An 18592-nucleotide genomic window follows, 5' to 3' on the forward strand; every position below is an offset into this window, starting at 1 on the left:
CCGATCCGATCACGTCGGCGAGGACCCGCATGGGCAAGATCATCCTGATGATGTCGGTATCCCTCGACGGCTTCTTCGAGGGACCCGGCCGCGACATCGGCTGGCACCTGGTCGATGACGAGGTCCATGGTTACTTCAACGACCGGCTGAGGACGATGGGGGCGTTCCTCGACGGCCGTGTCACCCATGAGCTGATGGCCGACTTCTGGCCAACAGCGGACGCCGACCCGTCGTGCCCCGCTCCCATGGCAGATTTCGCCGGGATCTGGCGGGACATGCCCAAGTACGTGTTCTCCAGGACGCTCGAACGGGCCGACTGGAACACCACCGTCGTACGGGAGGTCGTCGTCGAGGAGATCCTGGAGCTCAAGGAGCGGACGGAGGGGGACCTCGCGCTCGGCGGTGCCGGCCTCGCCGCTTCCTTCGGGCGGCTCGGCCTGATCGACGAGTACCACCTCTGCATTCATCCGGTCATCCTCGGAGAGGGAAATCCCCTGTTCCGTCCACCGGGGACCAGGACCGGTCTGCGGCTCGTCGAGACCAGGACGTTCGGCAATGGAGTCGTGCTCCTTCGCCATGAGCGCCTGAGCTGAACACCACGGAGGGGACCGCCCCGCGGGCCGGTCCCCTCCGTGAGCCGTCTACCAGCTGTCAGCTGCAACCGCTGGTCGAGCCGCAGCCCTCGCAGATGTAGCAGGAGCCGGCGCGCTGCATCTTCGTACCGCAGGAGAAGCAGAGCGGTGCGTCGGCGCTGATGCCGAGCTGCATCTCGACCAGTTCCGCCGAGGTGTGGGCCGTCTTCTGGGCGGGCTTCTCAGCGGTCTCCGCCGGAGCCGCCACCGCCTTCAGGGGCTCCACGTGCAGCGGAGCGGACTGGGCCAGTCCTTCGACGTCCAGGTCCCCGTCCTCCAGGGACGGCTCGTACGAACCGGTGTCGAGGTGGCGCTGACGCTCCTCGGCCGAGTGGATGCCGAGCGCCGAACGCGTCTCGAAGGGCAGGAAGTCGAGCGCCAGACGACGGAAGATGTAGTCGACGATCGACTGGGCCATCCGCACGTCCGGGTCGTCCGTCATACCGGCCGGCTCGAAGCGCATGTTCGTGAACTTCGAAACGTAGGTCTCCAGCGGAACGCCGTACTGCAGACCCACCGAGACGGCGATGGAGAAGGCGTCCATCATGCCCGCGAGGGTCGAGCCCTGCTTGGACATCTTGAGGAACACCTCACCGAGACCGTCGTCCGGGTAGGAATTGGCGGTCATGTAACCCTCGGCGCCGCCCACCGTGAAGGAGGTGGTGATCCCCGGGCGCCCCTTGGGCAGGCGCTTGCGGACAGGACGGTACTCGACGACCTTCTCCACCGCGGTGCGGATGGTGTCCTCGGCCTTGGCGGTGACCGCCGCCTTCTCCTTCTCCTTGGTCTTCGCGGAGAGGGGCTGGCCGACCTTGCAGTTGTCGCGGTAGATCGCGAGCGCCTTGACGCCCATCTTCCACGCCTCGAAGTAGACCTCTTCGACGTCCTCGACGGTGGCCGTCTCCGGCAGGTTCACGGTCTTGGAGAGCGCGCCGGAGATCCACGGCTGGATGGCCGCCATCATCCGGACGTGACCCATGGCGGAGATGGAACGCTCGCCCATCGCGCAGTCGAAGACCTCGTAGTGGTCGGTCTTCAGCCCGGGAGCGTCGATCACGTTGCCGTTGTCGGCGATGTGGGCGACGATCGCCTCGATCTGCTCCGGCTGGTAGCCGAGACGGCGCAGTGCCTGCGGCACGGTGCCGTTGACGATCTGCATCGAGCCGCCGCCGACCAGCTTCTTGAACTTGACCAGGGCGAGGTCGGGCTCCAGGCCCGTGGTGTCGCAGGACATCGCGAGACCGATGGTGCCGGTGGGCGCGATGACCGAGGCCTGCGCGTTACGGAAACCATTCTTCGCGCCCAGGCGGATCACGTCCTGCCAGGCCTCCGTGGCGGCTGCCCAGATCGGCGAGTCGAGGTCGTCCACGTGGACGGCCTTGGCGTTGGCGTCGGAGTGCTGCTTCATGACGCGCTGGTGCGGCTCCGCGTTGCGGGCGTAGCCGTCGTACGCGCCGACGACCGCGGCGAGCTCGGCGGAGCGCCGGTAGGAGGTGCCGGTCATCAGCGAGGTGATGGCGCCGGCGAGCGCACGGCCGCCGTCGCTGTCGTACGCGTGGCCGGTCGCCATCAGCAGGGCGCCGAGGTTGGCGTAGCCGATGCCGAGCTGCCGGTAGGCGCGGGTGTTCTCGCCGATCTTCTGGGTCGGGAAGTCCGCGAAGCAGATCGAGATGTCCATCGCGGTGATGACCAGCTCGACGACCTTGGCGAAGCGCTCGGACTCGAAGGACTGGTGGCCCTCGCCGTCGTCCTTGAGGAACTTCATCAGGTTCAGCGAAGCCAGGTTGCACGAGGTGTTGTCCAGGTGCATGTACTCGCTGCACGGGTTCGAGCCGTTGATCCGGCCGGACTCCGGGCAGGTGTGCCACTGGTTGATCGTGTCGTCGTACTGGATGCCGGGGTCGGCGCAGGCCCAGGCGGCCTCGGCCATCTTGCGGAAGAGGGACTTGGCCTCGACCTCTTCGATGACGTCGCCGGTCATCCGGGCACGCAGCCCGAACTTGCCGCCGGACTCGACGGCCTTCATGAACTCGTCGTTCACCCGGACCGAGTTGTTGGCGTTCTGGTACTGGACGGACGTGATGTCGTCGCCGCCCAGGTCCATGTCGAAGCCCGCGTCGCGCAGGGCGCGGATCTTCTCCTCCTCCTTCACCTTGGTCTCGATGAAGTTCTCGATGTCGGGGTGGTCGACGTCGAGGATGACCATCTTGGCCGCGCGGCGCGTGGCGCCACCGGACTTGATGGTTCCGGCGGACGCGTCGGCGCCGCGCATGAAGGAGACCGGACCGGAGGCGTTGCCGCCGGAGGAGAGCAGTTCCTTGGAGGAACGGATCCGGGAGAGGTTCAGGCCGGCGCCGGAGCCGCCCTTGAAGATCATGCCCTCTTCCTTGTACCAGTCGAGGATCGACTCCATGGAGTCGTCGACGGCCAGGATGAAGCAGGCGGAGACCTGCTGCGGCTGGGGCGTGCCGACGTTGAACCAGACCGGCGAGTTGAAGCTGAAGATCTGGTGCAGGAGGGCGTACGCCAGCTCGTGCTCGAAGATCTCGGCGTCCTCGGGAGAGGCGAAGTAGCTGTGCTCCTCGCCGGCCTTCCGGTACGTCTTCACGATCCGGTCGATCAGCTGTCGCAGACCGGTCTCGCGCTGCGGAGTGCCGACAGCCCCACGGAAGTACTTGCTGGTGACGATGTTGACCGCGTTCACCGACCAGAAGTCGGGGAACTCGACGCCACGCTGCTCGAAGTTGATCGAGCCGTCGCGCCAGTTGGTCATGACGACGTCACGATGCTCCCACGCCACCTCGTCGTACGGATGCACGCCGGGGGTGGTGTGGATGCGCTCGATACGCAGACCCTTGCTCGACTTGGTGCCCTTGGTGCGGGAACCTCGTGCCGGGCCGCTCGCCGTCTCTGTCATGCCGCCTCCCATATGTGGGCAAAAACGCCCTGAAGTGCCCAGTTCTTCCCGGGACACAGTGTGTGTCTGATGTTCCGGCCACCGCGTACGGCACTCCGGGAACAGGTCTTGTACTGCCCGGTCTCCGCCGGCAGGCCTCTGCCGGGCGGGACGGGCACGTGCCGCTCAGTCGGCGGCGATGGCGGGTGCCGGGACCTCGACGGTCTCCCGGCTCCCACAGTCCTCCACGAGGGGCCGCCGCTCGCGCAGTTCCGCGATGGCGGCCTCGAAGTCTTCGAGTGAGTCGAACGCCCGGTACACGGACGCGAAGCGCAGGTAGGCGACGAGGTCGAGTTCCCGCAGGGGGCCGAGTATGGCCAGACCCACGTCGTGGGTGGTCAGCTCGGCACTGCCGGTGGCGCGCACCGCCTCCTCGACCCGCTGGCCGAGCTTGGCGAGGGCGTCCTCTGTGACGGGCCGCCCCTGGCATGCCTTGCGGACGCCCGAGATGACCTTGGTGCGACTGAAGGGCTCGGTCACGCCACTGCGCTTGACCACCATCAGGGAGCAGGTCTCCACCGTCGTGAAACGGCGGGAGCAGTCCGGGCACTGACGGCGACGGCGGATCGACGTGCCGTCGTCGGTGGTGCGACTGTCGACGACCCGGCTGTCGGGGTGCCTGCAGAAGGGGCAGTGCATGGCTCCCAACCCTCCTTCACAGCACGACTGAATAGCCTCTTCAGGTCCGGTACGGACCCGTTGAAGCAGGTTCAAGCATAGGCGATGGCCATCAGCCCGATGACCGGGGACCACAACTTCTGGGCGGCCGGAGCAATCCAACCACTAGATCTAGGGTTTGGCCGCGTTTTCGCCCCTATCGCGTGTCGCACGGCGGGAGCGGTACGGGGGCGGGCGGGCCAGCCATGAGGGTACGGGAAACGCGCGGCCGCCGAGATCCCGGGGGCACCGGATGACACACTGGAACGGCACCCTCACGGACCGCCCCGCGCACCCCGGGGCGCGCTCGGGAACGCTACCGTGATGGACCGAATTGCCGGTCACTCCGCGTCCCGCGCATACACCTGACGGTAAGGCCACGACAGCCCTTTATTCGTTTTTCACTCGAACGTGTGTTTGGCGCAACCTTTCGAAAGCTACTACCGTTGTCCAACTAGGGAGAACATTCGAGAGGGGCCGACGTGACCACCACCGCAGACAGTGCCACCATCACTGCCCAGGACCACCGCTCCCAGAGCCGACTTGAGCCGGTGCATGCAATGAATGACTCAGTCATGAACACGGAGGGGCCGGAGCCCGCGCGCCCCGCGCGCTCATTGCCCGGCCGGCCCCCAGGAATCCGAGCGGACAGTTCGGGACTGACCGACCGGCAGCGGCGGGTGATCGAGGTCATTCGCGATTCCGTCCAGCGCCGGGGATATCCGCCCTCCATGCGGGAGATCGGTCAGGCAGTGGGCCTGTCCAGCACCTCGTCCGTCGCCCATCAGCTGATGGCCCTGGAGCGCAAGGGCTTCCTCCGGCGGGACCCGCACCGCCCGCGCGCCTACGAGGTCCGCGGCTCCGACCAGCCCAGCACCCAGCCCACGGACACGACGGGCAAGCCCGCCGCCTCGTACGTACCCCTGGTGGGCCGGATCGCCGCCGGTGGACCGATCCTCGCCGAGGAGTCCGTCGAGGACGTCTTCCCCCTCCCCCGCCAGCTGGTGGGTGACGGCGAGCTGTTCGTCCTGAAGGTCGTCGGTGACTCGATGATCGAAGCGGCGATCTGTGACGGCGACTGGGTGACCGTGCGCCGTCAGCCCGTCGCCGAGAACGGGGACATCGTGGCCGCGATGCTGGACGGCGAAGCGACCGTCAAGCGCTTCCGGCGCGAGGACGGCCATGTATGGCTGCTCCCGCACAACTCCGCGTACCAGCCGATCCCCGGCGACGAGGCGACCATTCTCGGCAAGGTCGTCGCGGTGCTGCGGCGGGTGTGAAACCCGCCGACCTCGACCGGGCCCCGGGATTCACTGCGCCGATCCCGGGGTCCTGCTCTGCCCGCCGTCGTCCCGGTCACCTGCCGTCCGTCCTGGCGACCGCATCGATCGCGGCCAGTGAGCGTCGCGCCTGGTTACGGTCCGTGGTGTACCAGAAATCGGGCAGTGAGGCGCGCAGATAGCTTCCGTACCGGGCATTGGCCAGCCTGGGGTCGAGCACGGCAACGACACCCTTGTCGCCCGTGGCCCGTACGAGCCGGCCGGCGCCCTGGGCCATCAGCAGAGCGGCATGCGTCGCCGCCACGGCCATGAACCCATTGCCACCCGCCTCCTCCACCGCCTTCTGGCGCGCGCTCATCAGCGGATCGTCGGGCCGCGGGAACGGGATCCGGTCCATGATCACAAGCTGACAGCTCGGCCCCGGCACATCGACGCCCTGCCAGAGCGAGAGCGTGCCGAAGAGACAGGTCTCCGGATCGGCGGCGAAGTTCTTGATCAGCTCACCGAGCGTCTCCTCGCCCTGCAACAGGATCGGCTTGTCCAGTCGGCCACGCAGCTCCTCGGCCGCCGCCTGGGCCGCACGCATCGAGGAGAACAGCCCCAGAGTGCGTCCGCCCGCCGCTTCCACCAGCTCGGCGAGCTCCTCCAGCATGTCCGTGCGCGACCCCTCCCGCCCCGGTGTGGCCAGATGCCGGGCGACATACAGAATGCCCTGCTTCGGGTAGTCGAAGGGTGACCCGACGTCCAGCCCCTTCCACTGCGGGAAGTCGTCGCCCGCCGTGCCTTCCGGGGCGAGTCCCAGCGACGCGCCCACCCCGTTGAAGTCCCCGCCCAGCTTCAGCGTGGCCGAGGTCAGGACCACGGAGCGCTCGGCGAACAGCTTCTCGCGCAGCAGACCGGAGACGGAGAGCGGGGCCACGCGCACGGATGCCCCGAAGCGGTCGTGCCGCTCGTACCAGACGACGTCGTACTCCGAGCCCTGGGTGATGCGCTCGGCGACGCTGTGGATCGAATCGACCGAGGCCATGGCCTGCTTACGGACGGCGTCCTCGTCCTGGACCGACTTGTCCCGGGTCGCGCCCAGGGCGGAGATCACCGTGCGCGCGGCGTCGCGCAGCGCCATCAGGGCGTAGCCGAGGTCCTCGGGCACCTCCTCCAGCCGGCCGGGCAGCGCCAGCTCCATCACCCGCTCGAAACCCTCCGACGCGGTCTGCAGCGCGTCGGCGGCCTTCTCGTTCACGAGCTTCGCGGCCCGGCGGACCGCGCGGTTCACCTGTCCCGGGGTGAGCTCACCGGTCGCCACGCCGGTGACCCGGGAGACCAGCTCATGGGCCTCGTCGACGATCAGCACCTCGTGCTGCGGGAGCACCGGGGCACCCTCGATGGCGTCGATGGCCAGCAGGGCGTGGTTGGTGACGACCACATCGGCGAGCTTGGCGCGCTCCCGGGCCATCTCCGCGAAGCACTCCGCGCCGTACGCGCACTTCGTCGCTCCCAGGCACTCGCGCGAGGAGACGGAGATCTGCGCCCAGGCGCGGTCCGAGACCCCGGGGGTGAGATCGTCCCGGTCGCCGGTCTCCGTCTCGTCGGACCAGTCACGCATCCGCAGCAGGTCCTGGCCGAGCTTGCTGGAGGGCGCCGCCGCCTCGAACTGGTCGAAGAGCCCCTCCTCCTCGTCCTGCGGGACCCCTTCGTGGAGCCGGTGCAGGCAGAGGTAGTTCGACCGCCCCTTGAGCATCGCGAACTGGGGCCGGCGGCGCAGCAGCGGGTGCAGCGCGTCGACCGTGCGCGGAAGGTCCCGCTCCACGAGCTGGCGCTGGAGCGCGAGCGTCGCGGTGGCCACCACGACACGCTCTCCGTGGGCCAGGGCGGGCACCAGATAGCCGAGGGACTTGCCCGTACCGGTGCCGGCCTGGACGAGCAGATGGGATTGGTCGTCCACGGCCTCGGCGACGGCGGCGGCCATCGTGGCCTGGCCGGGCCTTTCCGAACCGCCGACAGCGGTGACGGCGGCATGGAGGAGCTCGGGGAGAGATGGCTTCGTCATAGCCCGACCACCCTACGGCGCACCACTGACAACGGCGATCACTCCTGGCCGCACGCCGCGGGGTGGAGCGGGTTGGGAACGGTGCCGTGGATGGCCGCGTGCGGACGCTGGGGCCGGTCCCGGTAACCGTCCACATGCAGACGGTTACGGTTGAGGCAGAGGCGTTCGATCTGCGGGGTGAGCATGTCGAACGTCTCGAACCGGTCCTTGAGCTCGGGAAACCGCGCGTGATGGCGCAGGATCTCCGCGCGGACGAGTGACCAGAATTCATCCTCCGGCACACCGAGCTGTTCCTCGCACAGCGGCGACAGATAGCGGAAGACCCCGACGAAGAGGCCGGAGTGGATGAACTGGGTCAGGAAGGTGGGTTCCTCGGTCAGCAGGACCCGCCGTACGTCCTCGGGCATCGAGTCGTGCTCCGGCAGCGACTGGGCGCTCACGTTGACGTCATCGACGAAGTCCTTGATCGCCAGACGTACGGGGACGTCGTGGTCGTCGAAGACCACGATGGCGTTCTCGCCGTGCGGGGAGAACACCGTGCCGTAGCGGTAGAGGAAATGCAGCAGCGGCGGCACGAGGGCCGAGAAGAGACGGGTGAGCCACACGGTGGGTGTCAGTCCGGACCGGTCGACCAGTTCGGCCGTGAACGCGCGGCCGTGCGGGTCCGTGTGCAGCAGCGACGCCAGAGTGCGGGCCCGTTCGCCCGGTGCCAGACGGGGCGGCAGGGGCTCTCGCCAGATCGCCCCGAGGATTTCCTTGAACTGGTAGGGGACCTCGGGAAGATGGTCGTACAGCGGATGCTCCACGGCCACCGAGGCGACCTCACCGAGGAGGATGACCCGGCAGGTGTCGCGCAGGAACGGATCGGTCTCGCACAGGCCCTGCACCCATGCGGTGACGGCCGGAGCGGCGAGGGTGCGCTCGGTGGGCAGACCGCGCCAGACAAGGGTGTTGAGGATCGACAGCGGCAGCTTGACCGTGTGCCGGTCGGGCCGGCCGATGTTGGAGAACGTGCGGATGGACTGCTGCGGCAGACGCGCGTCGCCGTCCGCGTGCAGCGCGACGATGTCCCCGCAGGCGATGGCCGGCGCGAAGAGCGGGGCGATCCACTCGTTCCACTGCCAGGGGTGCACGGGAAGGTAGAGGTAACTCTCGGGGTCGAGTCCGCGTGAGGTGAGTTCGGCGGCGAAGGACGCGCGGACGGCGGCGTCGAGCTCCTCGGAGTACAGGCGCTCGGGCGTGGCCAGCCGGGTCACCCCGCGATATCCGGCGATCCGTGTGCTGACGGCGATCCATGGCAGTCGGACGGCTCTGCGGGCTTCCGGGGTGAACCCGGCGGCGTCCACGGTGGAGAATCCGAGCCGCCCCTTGTTGGCCACCAGCCACGGGTGCCCGGTCTGGTGCCCTTCGAGTTCGGCGTAGTCGAGGTCGGCCAGGCGTGCCGCGGTGAGCGCGGTGTGGTCGAGGCGGGCGTCGGCCGACAGCGTGGTGGTGAGCTCGCGGATGAGATGGCCCAGGGTGGCGCCGTCGAGCCGGAGGAGGCCGCGGGCGCGGGTGAGGAAGTGCAGAGGGTCGCTGAACGGCCGCGTCCGGGTGTCCGGGGCGCCGCACGCCCCGGTCCCGGACGGTTCCTCGCCCAGCCGGATCGACTCGGGTGTGATGCGCCAGCTGCCGTAGACACCGCGCCTGGCACGGAAGCTCAGGAAGCCGCCGTCGTCGAGCGGGACGGTGTAGGTGTCGTGGCCGCCGGGCCGTTGAACCGGTTCGATGATCTCTTCGTAGGCGAACTCGCCGAGCATCTTGGCAAGCAGCCGGGCTGCGGCCCGGTCCCAGACCGCCCGGTTCAGCTCGGGGGTCCTGAGCAGGCTCTGGGGCTCGGCTGATTCATGGCTCGCAGGGTATTTCGGCACGGGGACTCCTCCGGGTGGAACCGATGGGGTTCGAGCGGTGTGGGCAATACGGCGAGTTGTTCACAGCTGGGCACGGTGCGCTCGGTCGCGGACCATCAGTGCGGCGCGCTTGGCGGGGAGTTCCACTTCGGCGCAGAAGCGGAAGCCGGCGCTGAGGAACGCGGATACGGAGGGGGTGTTGCGCAGGTCCGGCTCCGCCACGACGCGTGCGCACAGGGGGAGGTTGTCGAGCACGAGGTCGGCGACGGCGCGGAGCAGTGTGCTGCCGACCCCCCGGCCCCGGTTGTTCACGCCTCCGATGAGGAGATGGATGCCGGTGTCATGGGGGCGGGCCGGGTAGTGGCGCGCCAGGGGGTCCAGGTCCGCTCGGTAGATCTCCCAGTAGCTCATGGGCGTACCCCCGAGCACGCCGAGACAGGGGATGCTGCGCCCGTCGCCTTCGAGCTGTGGCCGGATGTGGTCGGCGGTGACGGTGTCGGGTCCGGCGAGTTCCCAGAACGCGGCGACCGCAGGGTCGTTCATCCAGCGGCTGAGCACGGCGAGGTCGCGGTCCAGGCACACCGGTACCAGCCGGAACTCTCCGGCGGTGGTGGTGGCGGGGCGCCAGGAGGCCGGATCGCCGAGCAGGTCGAAGGCGGCTGCCCGGAGGCCGGCCGCCTTCGATTCGTCACGGAACAGGGCCAGGAGTTCCTCGGAGAGCCTGAGGTCGAGGGTGTCCTCGGCGCCGGTGTGCGCGTCTGCGGGGGGCACGGTGACGCTCTCCTCTCGTGGCTGCGGGCGGTCGGATCCCCGGACGCCCCGGGCAGCGGGTGCGCACCGGGGGATCGGCGGGTCAGGAGCTGAGCGGGTTGTCGATGGTGACGTACACGGACTGGGTGTCCACCGGCCCCTCCAGCTCGTCGAGGCCGTGCATCCGGGTCAGCAGGTTGGCCTTGCAGCGCAGTTGCCGGGTCTCCAGGAGGTACGTGGGCAGGGGCGAGCCCATCCCCGCGGCCCCGGTGAGGAACCGGCGGAAGGCGGCGAGGAGCACCTGTTCGTCCGCGAGGCGCTGTGCGCCGAAGGCTCCGATGAGGCCGAAGACGTTGTTGATGCCGAGGTAGTAGGCGAAGCGCTCGTCGGTGACGGGATCGGAGACGAAGGTGTCGCTGACGGCGCCGATGCCGGGAAGCCGGTGTTCCAGCTCGGCACGGTGGGACTCGCGGAAGTAGTAGCCCTGGTTGTCCCGGTAACGGCCGCCGATGGGCCAGCCGTCGTGGTCGAGCAGCACCAGCGTGTTCTGCTGATGGGCTTCCAGTGCCACCCCCGCGGTCGCGTCCAGCCAGAGGACGGGGCGTACGACACGGTCGAGATAGCGCAGGAACCACTCGGCGCAGACGGCTCCGGTCGTCCGGCCGGTGCGCGCGGCCAGTGCGGAGACGATCTCCGCGAGCCGGGAACTCATGTGGGTGCGGCCCGGCCAGGGGCGCTGCGCGGTGAGCGCGGCGATGCACACGGCGTCGTCGCCCGGTCCGAACGGGTTGTGGCGGAGCATGACGTCGAGGCCCGGTACGGGGCGGCCGTCCGGGCTGTCGACGGCGAGCCAGGCGGGGTCCCTGATGATGTCGAAGCCGGGGTGGGCCTGCTGCCACTGTGCGGCGAGTCCCGTGCCGAGCAGCCGGTGGACCTCCGCGCCCCGGTGGAGTTCCTTGCGGAGGTTCTCGCGGCGGGAGTTGGTGATGCGTACGCCGAGGGTGAGCTTGAGCATCACGTCCGCGCCGGGCCGGTAGACCGTACGGACGGAGGAGGTGGGGTGCCAGGGCTCGCCGTGCGGGCCGAGGTCGTGGAGCAGGCCCGCGTCGTGGAGCGCGGTCACATCGGGGCGGCGCCGCAGTTCGGCGGCCTGCCAGGGGTGCAGCGGGAGCGCCGCGGTGTTCTCGGGGACACGCAGTCCGTCGGTGTGGGGGGCCAGGAGTGCCTCGGCGGAGACCGCGCCGTCGTGGTCGGTCCAGGAGGATCCGGTGGCCAGCACCGAACGGTCCACGGCGATCCAGTGGAGCGGGAACGAGCCGTGCGACTCGGGTGAGTAGCGTCGGGACTCCGACTCGGAGAGGCCCTCGCGGCTCTTGGGCGTGGGGTGCATCGGGTGTCCCAGCAGCAGGGACTGTTCGGCGGTGAGGAAGGGTCCGGACCCGGCGGGGGCTTCGGGCGTACGCCGCCGCTGGGCGATGAAGCCGGCGGTGTGGCGTACCGAGTCGGCGACCCTGGCCACCAGATCGGTGCCGCCGTGGCGGTCGGCCTCCCGGCCGAGGAGTGCCGCGACGGTGACGGCGTCGGCGGGCGGGGCGCCCTCGGGCGCGCTCTCCAGGACCGGGGGGCCGAAGCGGTGCGCTCCGGTGGCGGACCAGTAGAGGACCGGGGCGAGCAGTGCCGTGCCGGTGGCGGGGAGGGGGATGCGGAGGGTGCCGAGGCCGGGGCGGGGCAGGTCGTTCTCCCGGGTCCAGCAGCGCAGGAGGTTCTCGGTGCCCGCCGCGTCCGCGGCCCGGAACGGGTCCGGGTGGTCCAACGGGTCCGCCGGTGCCGGGCCGCCGGGGGCGCCGGTGGGCAGGCGCCGGTCTCTGCGGGGGACGGCCTTCTGGCGCGGCACCGTCGCCGCCTCGACCGTGCAGGGGCCTGCCGGTCCGTCCTGCCCTCGGTGCTGGGGGGAGAGAGGGCCGTCGGCCTCGGGTACGGGTGTGGGGTTCACGGCGGTCTTCCTTGTGGGGGTGTCCGGGGTCAGTGGATCGACCCGGCAGCGGCCCGACGGTTCGGCGAGCGCTCGGCGGCGCTCAGCGCGTCGGCGAGACGGTCGATGACCGCGGTCGCCTGTTCGTCGGTGAGGGTGAGGGGTGGGAGCAGTCGGACCACGGCGCCGTGGCGTCCGCCGAGTTCGACGATGAGGCCGCGGCGCAGGCATTCCTGCTGGACGGCACGGGCGAGGGCGGGGTCCGGCGGCGGCGGGGACGCGCTGTCGTCGGCCGCCGGGAGCGGTGCGGCCTCCGGGTCGACGAGTTCCACGCCGATCATCAGGCCGCGTCCCCGGACGTCGCCGATGCCCGGGTGGTCCGCGCCCAGCGACCGCAGACGCGAGAGCATGCTCTCGCCCAGGGTCGCGGCGCGCTGGGCGAGCCCGTTCTCCCGTACGTAGGAGAGGGTGGCCGCTCCCGCCGCCATGGCGAGTTGATTGCCCCGGAACGTACCCGCGTGGGCACCCGGCTGCCACAGGTCCAGCTCGGAGCGGTAGACGATCACGGCCAGCGGGAGGGAGCCCCCGATCGCCTTGGAGAGCACCATGACATCGGGCACGATGCCGCTGTGTTCGACGGCCCAGAAGGCCCCGGTCCGGCCGACTCCGGTCTGTACCTCGTCGGCGATCAGCGGGATGGACCGGTCCGCGGTGATCCGCCGCATCCGGCGCAGCCAGCTGTCGGGGGCGGGGTTCACTCCGCCCTCGCCCTGGACGGGTTCCAGGATCATCCCGGCCGGGGCGGGCACGCCGCCCTTCTGGTCGTCCAGGAGGTGTTCGGTCCAGTGCGCGGCGATGGCCGCGCCGCGCTCGCCGCCGATCCCGAAGGGGCAGCGGTAGTCCTGGGGGAAGGGCAGCCGTGTCACCCGGATGTCCTGGGCGCCGCCCGAGGCTTCGAGGGCCCCGGCGGTCATGCCGTGGTAGGCGCCGGTGAAGGCCAGCAGACCGCTGCGTCCGGTCGCGGCGCGGACGAGCTTGAACGCCGCCTCGACGGCGTCCGTGCCCGCGGGGCCGCAGAACTGGATGCGCGCGTTGTCGGCGAACCCCGGTGGCAGAGTGGCGAACAGCTCGGTCGTGAAGGCGTCCTTGACCGGGGTGGCGAGGTCGAGCACATGCAGCGGGGCGCCGGAGTCGATGACCTTCCTGATCGCCTCCAGCACCACCGGGTGGTTGTGCCCGAGCGCCAGCGTGCCCGCCCCGGAGAGACAGTCGAGATAGCGCCGTCCGTCCGCACCCTCGATGGTCAGACCGCGTGCCCGTACGGGCACGATCGGCAGGGAGCGCGCATACGTCCGGGCGGCCGACTCACGCAGCGACTGGCGCCGCAGAATGCCCTCGTGCGCGGAGGGAAGTGCCACCGGAGCTGGTTCGGTCACGGCCACGGCTGTTGGTCCTCCTGCTGTCACGGTTGCGTTGCACGTCGCCGCGTTTCCGCGGGGCGGACGCCACGGAGGAACGCTGCCTGGGTGTCCCCCGTACGTACCAACGACGCCGGTCGCCGGGGAGCACGGGTAAATCGGAAGATCCTTGCGGACGCGGAACCGCGGCCCTGCCGCGCGCCGTCCCCAACGGCACCGGCATAGTGGGGGCCGCACACAGGACGGGAGCGGTCGTTCCGACGCCCGGTGCCCGATGTACCTGAAGTGCCCGATGCAGCCGAAGTGAAGTACCGAGTCACGAGTGTCGAAGTCCCAGGGGGATCACCAGATGCGACCCATTCGCCCGATCGATGCCGCACGCCGCGGGAGGAGCGCACGCCGCACGCCCTCCCCCGTGCTCGCCGCCGCAGCCGTCGCCGTCGTCCTGGCGCTCACCGCCACCGCCTGCGGGCCGGAGGAGGACAACGCGAGCGTCACGCCGAGCAGTTCCGCGGGCCAGTCCGACAGCAAGGTCACGATTCCGGACGACCTGAAGAACCGGCTCAAGGAGCACGGGATCGATCCGGAGAAGTGGAGGGACGGCGAGTGGAAGAACTGGGACAAGGACAAATGGCTGCGTGAGGCCAAGGACTTCGTCAACCCGATCATCGAGGGCCTCTGGGACCCGGACCGGATGCGCGACGCCGACAAGTCCCCGGAGAAGCCGGTCGACAACGACATCTCCGGCGACGAGGGCGTGACGGACCCGACTCCCTCCCCGGTCGAGGCCGCCGCCCTGGCGACGCCGTACCACGACAGCGCCCCGGAGTCCGGGAAGCTGCTCTTCGACGGACCCGACGGATCGATGGTCTGCTCCGCGACCGTGGTGAAGGACCCCGCGAACCCCGGCAAGTCCAACATGGTGTGGACCGCGGGCCACTGTGTGCACGCGGGGAAGAAGGGCGGCTGGTACCGCAACATCGCCTTCGTCCCGGCGTACAACAACAGCGGGCTGTCGCTCACCGAGCTGGAGAGCGCCCCCAAGGAGAAGATCGCGCCGTACGGCGTCTGGTGGGGTCAGTGGGCCCAGACGTCCGAGCAGTGGATCGCCGAGGGCGCGTCGGTCGGCGGGCAGGGCGCTCCGTACGACTTCGCGGTGCTGCATGTGACGCCGGAGAAGGGCGCCTCGGGCAAGTCCCTTGAGGAGACGGTCGGTTCGGCGCTCCCGGTGGAGTTCAACGCCCCGGCCGTGCCGGAGATCGCGGACATGACGGCGACCGGCTACCCGGCCGCCCCGCCGTTCGACGGCCAGAAGCTGCTCCGGTGCGAGGACAGGCCGGGCCGTCTCTCCGTCGTCAAGGACGAACCGACGATGTACCGCATCGGCTGCACGATGACCGGCGGTTCCTCCGGCGGCGGCTGGGTCGCGGCGGGCAAGGACGGCAAGCCCGCCCTGGTCTCGAACACGTCGATCGGCCCGGTCACGGCCGGCTGGCTGGCCGGCCCGCGCCTGGGCAAGGAGGCCAAGGGCATCTACGAGGCGGTCAGCAAGAAGTACGCGGACCGGTAGCCGCAACGCGCGACCGGGCCCGGGTACGCGGCCCGGCCCCGCTCGCGCGACCGCCGGTATCGGCGGTCGGCGGTCCGGATTCCCGCGTGTCACGCCCGAAGGCCCGTGCCCGGGAGACCTCTCGGTTTCCCCGGCACGGGCCTTCGGTCCGTACGGTTGCGGCGGCGTGCGCCGTCAGTGCGCGGCGGGAACGAACACCGCGAGCTCCGCGGCCAGCTCCTCGTGCACCCTCGCCTTGAGCAGCGTGCCCTCGGAGGTGTGCTCCTCGGAGATCACCTCGCCCTCGGCGTGCACCCGTGAGACGAGGCCGCCCTGGATGTAGGGCACCAGCGCCTCCAGCTCGACCGACGGCCTCGGCAGCTCGTCGTCGATCAGCGCCAGCAGCTCGTCGATCCCGGCGCCGGTCCGTGCCGACACCGCGATCGCGTGCTTCTCCACACGCAGCAGACGCTGAAGGACCACCGGGTCCGCGGCGTCCGCCTTGTTGATCACGACGATCTCGCGCACATTCACCGCGCCGACGTCCCGGATCACCTCACGCACCGCGGCGAGCTGCTCCTCCGGCACCGGATGGGAGCCGTCCACCACATGCAGGATGAGATCGGACTCGCCGACCTCCTCCATGGTGGAGCGGAACGCCTCGACGAGGTGGTGCGGCAGATGCCGTACGAACCCGACGGTGTCGGCCAGGGTGTAGACACGGCCGCTCGGGGTCTCCGCCCGGCGCACGGTCGGGTCCAGGGTGGCGAACAGCGCGTTCTCCACCAGGACGCCCGCCCCGGTCAGCCGGTTGAGCAGCGAGGACTTGCCCGCGTTGGTGTATCCGGCGATCGCGACCGAGGGCACCTTGTGGCGCTTGCGCTCCTGCCGCTTGATCTCGCGGCCGGTCTTCATCTCCGCGATCTCCCGGCGCATCTTCGCCATCTTCTCGCGGATCCGGCGCCGGTCCGTCTCGATCTTGGTCTCACCGGGACCACGGGTGGCCATGCCGCCACCGCCGCTGGAACCGCCGCCGCCCATCTGACGGGAGAGCGACTGACCCCAGCCGCGCAGGCGCGGCAGCATGTACTGCATCTGAGCCAGCGAGACCTGCGCCTTGCCCTCACGGGACTTGGCGTGCTGGGCGAAGATGTCGAGGATCAGGGCGGTCCGGTCGACCACCTTGACCTTGACGACGTCCTCCAGGTGAATCAGCTGGCCGGGGCTGAGCTCACCGTCGCAGACGACGGTGTCGGCCCCCGTTTCGAGAACGATGTCGCGCAGCTCCAGCGCCTTGCCCGAGCCGATGTACGTGGCCGGGTCGGGCTTGTCGCGCCGCTGGTAGACGGCGTCGAGAACCTGGGCACCGGCGGTCTCGGCAAGAGCCGCGAGCTCCGCGAGGGAGATCTCCGCGTCGTGCACCGTCCCCGAGGTCCAGACACCGACGAGCACCACACGCTCCAGGCGCAGCTGCCGGTACTCGACCTCGGTGACGTCCTCAAGCTCGGTGGACAGACCCGCCACGCGGCGCAGTGCGGCACGCTCGGAGCGGTCCAGCTGATCGCCGTCGCGCGCTCCGTCGATCTCGTGGCTCCAGGCGACGTCCTCTTCCATCAGGGCGTCCGCCCGAAGGCTTTCGTTGAGGCTCTCGGTGGCGTTCTCCGTGGCGCTCTGCGCGTCCTGCGCGTCCTGGGGAAGGGAAGAAGAGGAGGTCATTGGATCCTTACGTCGATGGAAGTCCGTTACGTCAGTCACAACGCGTGACCTGTCCGGATGATTCCCGCTGCGGGAATTCCGGCAGGGCCGCGGTGCCGACCCGTTGATAGTGGCATGCCCCTGCCCGGAGCGTCACTCGGGTTTTCCGGTGCCGCGGCTGCCGCGGGCGGCTCACTGATCAGCGGGCTTCCGGCTGCGCCAGTCCGGATGCCCCGGCATCGGCGGCGTCTTCTCCGCGTAGAGCCAGGCCTCGAAGAACCCGCTCAGGTCCCGTCCCGCGATCCGGGACGCCAGCCGTGTGAAGTCCGCGGTGGTCGCCGACCGGTCCCGGTACCGGTGCACCCAGGTCCGCTCCAGCCGGCCGAAGGCCGCCTCGCCGATCTCCTGCCGCAGGGCGTAGAGGACAAGCGCGCTGCCGTCGTACACGACCGGACGGAACAGGCTGATCTTCTGCCCCGGGACCGGGGCGTCCGGGTGGGCCGGGGGACCTCCGGCCGCGCGCCACGCGTCGGACCGGGTGTACGCCTCGCGCATCCGGCGCTCCAGCGGCTGCTCGGCGTGCTCCTCCGCGTAGCGGGCCTCGTACCAGCTCGCATGGCCTTCGTTGAGCCACAGGTCGGACCAGGAGCGCGGCGAGACGCTGTCGCCGAACCACTGGTGGGCGAGCTCGTGGACCATGACGGAGTCGACGTACCACTCGGGGTAGGCGGGTTCGGTGAACAGCGACCGTTCGAAGAGGGAGAGCGTCTGTGTCTCCAGCTCGAACCCCGTCGACGCGTCGGCGATCAGCACGCCGTACGTCTCGAAGGGGTAGTCGCCGACCTGCTGTTCCATCCAGGCCAGCTGGTCGGGGGTCTTCTTCAGCCAGGGTTTCAGCTTCTCGCGGTCGGCCGTCGGCACGACGTCGCGCACCGGGAGGCCGCGCGGTCCGGTGCGCCGCACCACGGTGGATCCGCCGATGGAGACCTGGGCCAGTTCGGTGGCCATGGGGTGTTCGGTGCGGTAGGTCCAGGTCGTCGTCGCGCCGTGCCGGGTACGGCCCGCGGGCAGGCCGTTCGCGACGACGGTCAGTTCCTCGGGGGCGGTGACCCGGAAGGTGAAGTACGCCTTGTCGGCCGGATGGTCGTTGCCGGGGAAGACCCGGTGTGCGGCGTCGGCCTGGTTCGCCATCACCAGTCCGTCGCTGGTGCGGACCCAGCCGCCGTTGTTCTGGTCGCCGTCGGGATCGCTGGTGTGTCTCACGGTGATGCTGAGCGGAACACCTGCCGGGAGGCGGCCCGGTGCCCGGACGACCAGGTCCTCGCCCTTCGTGGCGAAGTCGGACTTCAGACCGTTGACCTCGACCTCGCTGACGGCACCGTGGGTGAAGTCGAGGTTGATCCGCTCCAGCGGCGCGGTGGTCCGGGCCGCGATCTCGGTGACGGCATCGAGAGGTTCGGTGTTGCTGCCGTGGTAGGTGAGGGCGATGTCGTACGAGAGCACGTCGTAACCGGGGTTGCCGAGCTCGGGGAAGAGCCGGTCGCCGATGCCGAGGGGCACGGGCGCGGGAAGGGTGGCGGCAACGAGGGTGGCCGATGCGGTGGCCAGCAGAGCGGCCCGCAGCCGGCGGGAGGTGAGCGGCATGGACTACGGCTACCAGCGACCGCACGCCGCGCGTGCGTGGCGCGCGCCGCACCACCCGAACGAGGTCAACCCGTCCGGGGCCGGAACACGGTGGACGCGACCC

General features: G+C 70.0%; 12 protein-coding genes. 3 read left to right on the forward strand and 9 right to left on the reverse strand.

The window, feature by feature from the left end:
• The first annotated feature begins 29 nt into the window (after nt 1-29).
• On the forward strand, nt 30-593 hold the full coding sequence (locus ABT170_RS22580) for a dihydrofolate reductase family protein (RefSeq protein WP_329946838.1): 564 nt from the start codon (nt 30-32) through the stop codon (nt 591-593).
• Nucleotides 594-651: 58 nt separating this feature from the next.
• Here the strand turns inward: ABT170_RS22580 and ABT170_RS22585 are convergent, their stop codons facing one another.
• Complete coding sequence (locus ABT170_RS22585) at nt 652-3549, reverse strand: vitamin B12-dependent ribonucleotide reductase (RefSeq protein ID WP_351870149.1); 2898 nt, start codon at nt 3547-3549, stop codon at nt 652-654.
• Between the two features lie 165 nt (nt 3550-3714).
• The gene (nrdR, locus tag ABT170_RS22590; RefSeq protein ID WP_329946836.1) at nt 3715-4227 is read right to left on the reverse strand and encodes a transcriptional regulator NrdR; all 513 of its coding nucleotides are present in this window, start codon (nt 4225-4227) and stop codon (nt 3715-3717) included.
• 500 nt (nt 4228-4727) lie between these two features.
• On the opposite strand from nrdR, the gene lexA reads away from it, so the two are divergent.
• Nucleotides 4728-5525, forward strand: coding sequence for a transcriptional repressor LexA (lexA, locus tag ABT170_RS22595; protein ID WP_266924586.1), 798 nt, complete (start codon nt 4728-4730; stop codon nt 5523-5525).
• 76 nt (nt 5526-5601) lie between these two features.
• Here lexA and ABT170_RS22600 read toward each other — a convergent pair whose 3' ends face one another.
• From ABT170_RS22600 to ABT170_RS22620, 5 genes are all read right to left on the reverse strand, one after another.
• Nucleotides 5602-7572 carry an ATP-dependent DNA helicase gene (locus tag ABT170_RS22600; RefSeq protein WP_329946835.1) on the reverse strand — a complete coding sequence of 657 codons (1971 nt, stop codon included), beginning with the start codon at nt 7570-7572 and terminating at the stop codon, nt 5602-5604.
• Between the two features lie 38 nt (nt 7573-7610).
• Nucleotides 7611-9482 carry an IucA/IucC family protein gene (locus tag ABT170_RS22605; protein ID WP_329946834.1) on the reverse strand — a complete coding sequence of 624 codons (1872 nt, stop codon included), beginning with the start codon at nt 9480-9482 and terminating at the stop codon, nt 7611-7613.
• A gap of 60 nt (nt 9483-9542) precedes the next feature.
• Nucleotides 9543-10232, reverse strand: a complete 690-nt coding sequence (locus tag ABT170_RS22610; protein WP_351870153.1) for a GNAT family N-acetyltransferase — start codon at nt 10230-10232, stop codon at nt 9543-9545.
• Nucleotides 10233-10314: 82 nt separating this feature from the next.
• The gene (locus tag ABT170_RS22615) at nt 10315-12204 is read right to left on the reverse strand and encodes an IucA/IucC family protein (RefSeq protein WP_329946832.1); all 1890 of its coding nucleotides are present in this window, start codon (nt 12202-12204) and stop codon (nt 10315-10317) included.
• Nucleotides 12205-12233: 29 nt separating this feature from the next.
• Entirely contained in the window at nt 12234-13625 is a 1392-nt protein-coding gene (locus tag ABT170_RS22620; protein WP_351870156.1) for a diaminobutyrate--2-oxoglutarate transaminase family protein, read from the reverse strand.
• A 325-nt stretch (nt 13626-13950) separates the two neighbouring features.
• On the opposite strand from ABT170_RS22620, the gene ABT170_RS22625 reads away from it, so the two are divergent.
• Nucleotides 13951-15171: a trypsin-like serine peptidase gene (locus ABT170_RS22625; protein ID WP_329946829.1), complete on the forward strand. Its 1221-nt coding sequence runs from the start codon at nt 13951-13953 to the stop codon at nt 15169-15171.
• A 174-nt stretch (nt 15172-15345) separates the two neighbouring features.
• Here ABT170_RS22625 and hflX read toward each other — a convergent pair whose 3' ends face one another.
• Both hflX and ABT170_RS22635 read right to left on the reverse strand, forming a co-directional pair.
• Nucleotides 15346-16866, reverse strand: a complete 1521-nt coding sequence (hflX, locus tag ABT170_RS22630) for a GTPase HflX (protein ID WP_329946828.1) — start codon at nt 16864-16866, stop codon at nt 15346-15348.
• 171 nt (nt 16867-17037) lie between these two features.
• Entirely contained in the window at nt 17038-18489 is a 1452-nt protein-coding gene (locus ABT170_RS22635; protein ID WP_351870160.1) for a M1 family metallopeptidase, read from the reverse strand.
• Nucleotides 18490-18592: the final 103 nt, after the last annotated feature.

This window comes from Streptomyces sp. NPDC001787 (assembly GCF_040297465.1).
GTDB lineage: Bacteria > Actinomycetota > Actinomycetes > Streptomycetales > Streptomycetaceae > Streptomyces.

Bases quoted from the DNA above. Each gene is read 5' to 3' on its own strand.
- ABT170_RS22580 (WP_329946838.1), top strand. From the start codon at position 30: ATGGGCAAGATCATCCTGATGATGTCGGTATCCCTCGACGGCTTCTTC.
- ABT170_RS22585 (WP_351870149.1), bottom strand. From the start codon at position 3,549: ATGACAGAGACGGCGAGCGGCCCGGCACGAGGTTCCCGCACCAAGGGC.
- nrdR (WP_329946836.1), bottom strand. From the start codon at position 4,227: ATGCACTGCCCCTTCTGCAGGCACCCCGACAGCCGGGTCGTCGACAGT.
- ABT170_RS22600 (WP_329946835.1), bottom strand. From the start codon at position 7,572: ATGACGAAGCCATCTCTCCCCGAGCTCCTCCATGCCGCCGTCACCGCT.
- ABT170_RS22625 (WP_329946829.1), top strand. From the start codon at position 13,951: ATGCGACCCATTCGCCCGATCGATGCCGCACGCCGCGGGAGGAGCGCA.
- hflX (WP_329946828.1), bottom strand. From the start codon at position 16,866: ATGACCTCCTCTTCTTCCCTTCCCCAGGACGCGCAGGACGCGCAGAGC.
- ABT170_RS22635 (WP_351870160.1), bottom strand. From the start codon at position 18,489: ATGCCGCTCACCTCCCGCCGGCTGCGGGCCGCTCTGCTGGCCACCGCA.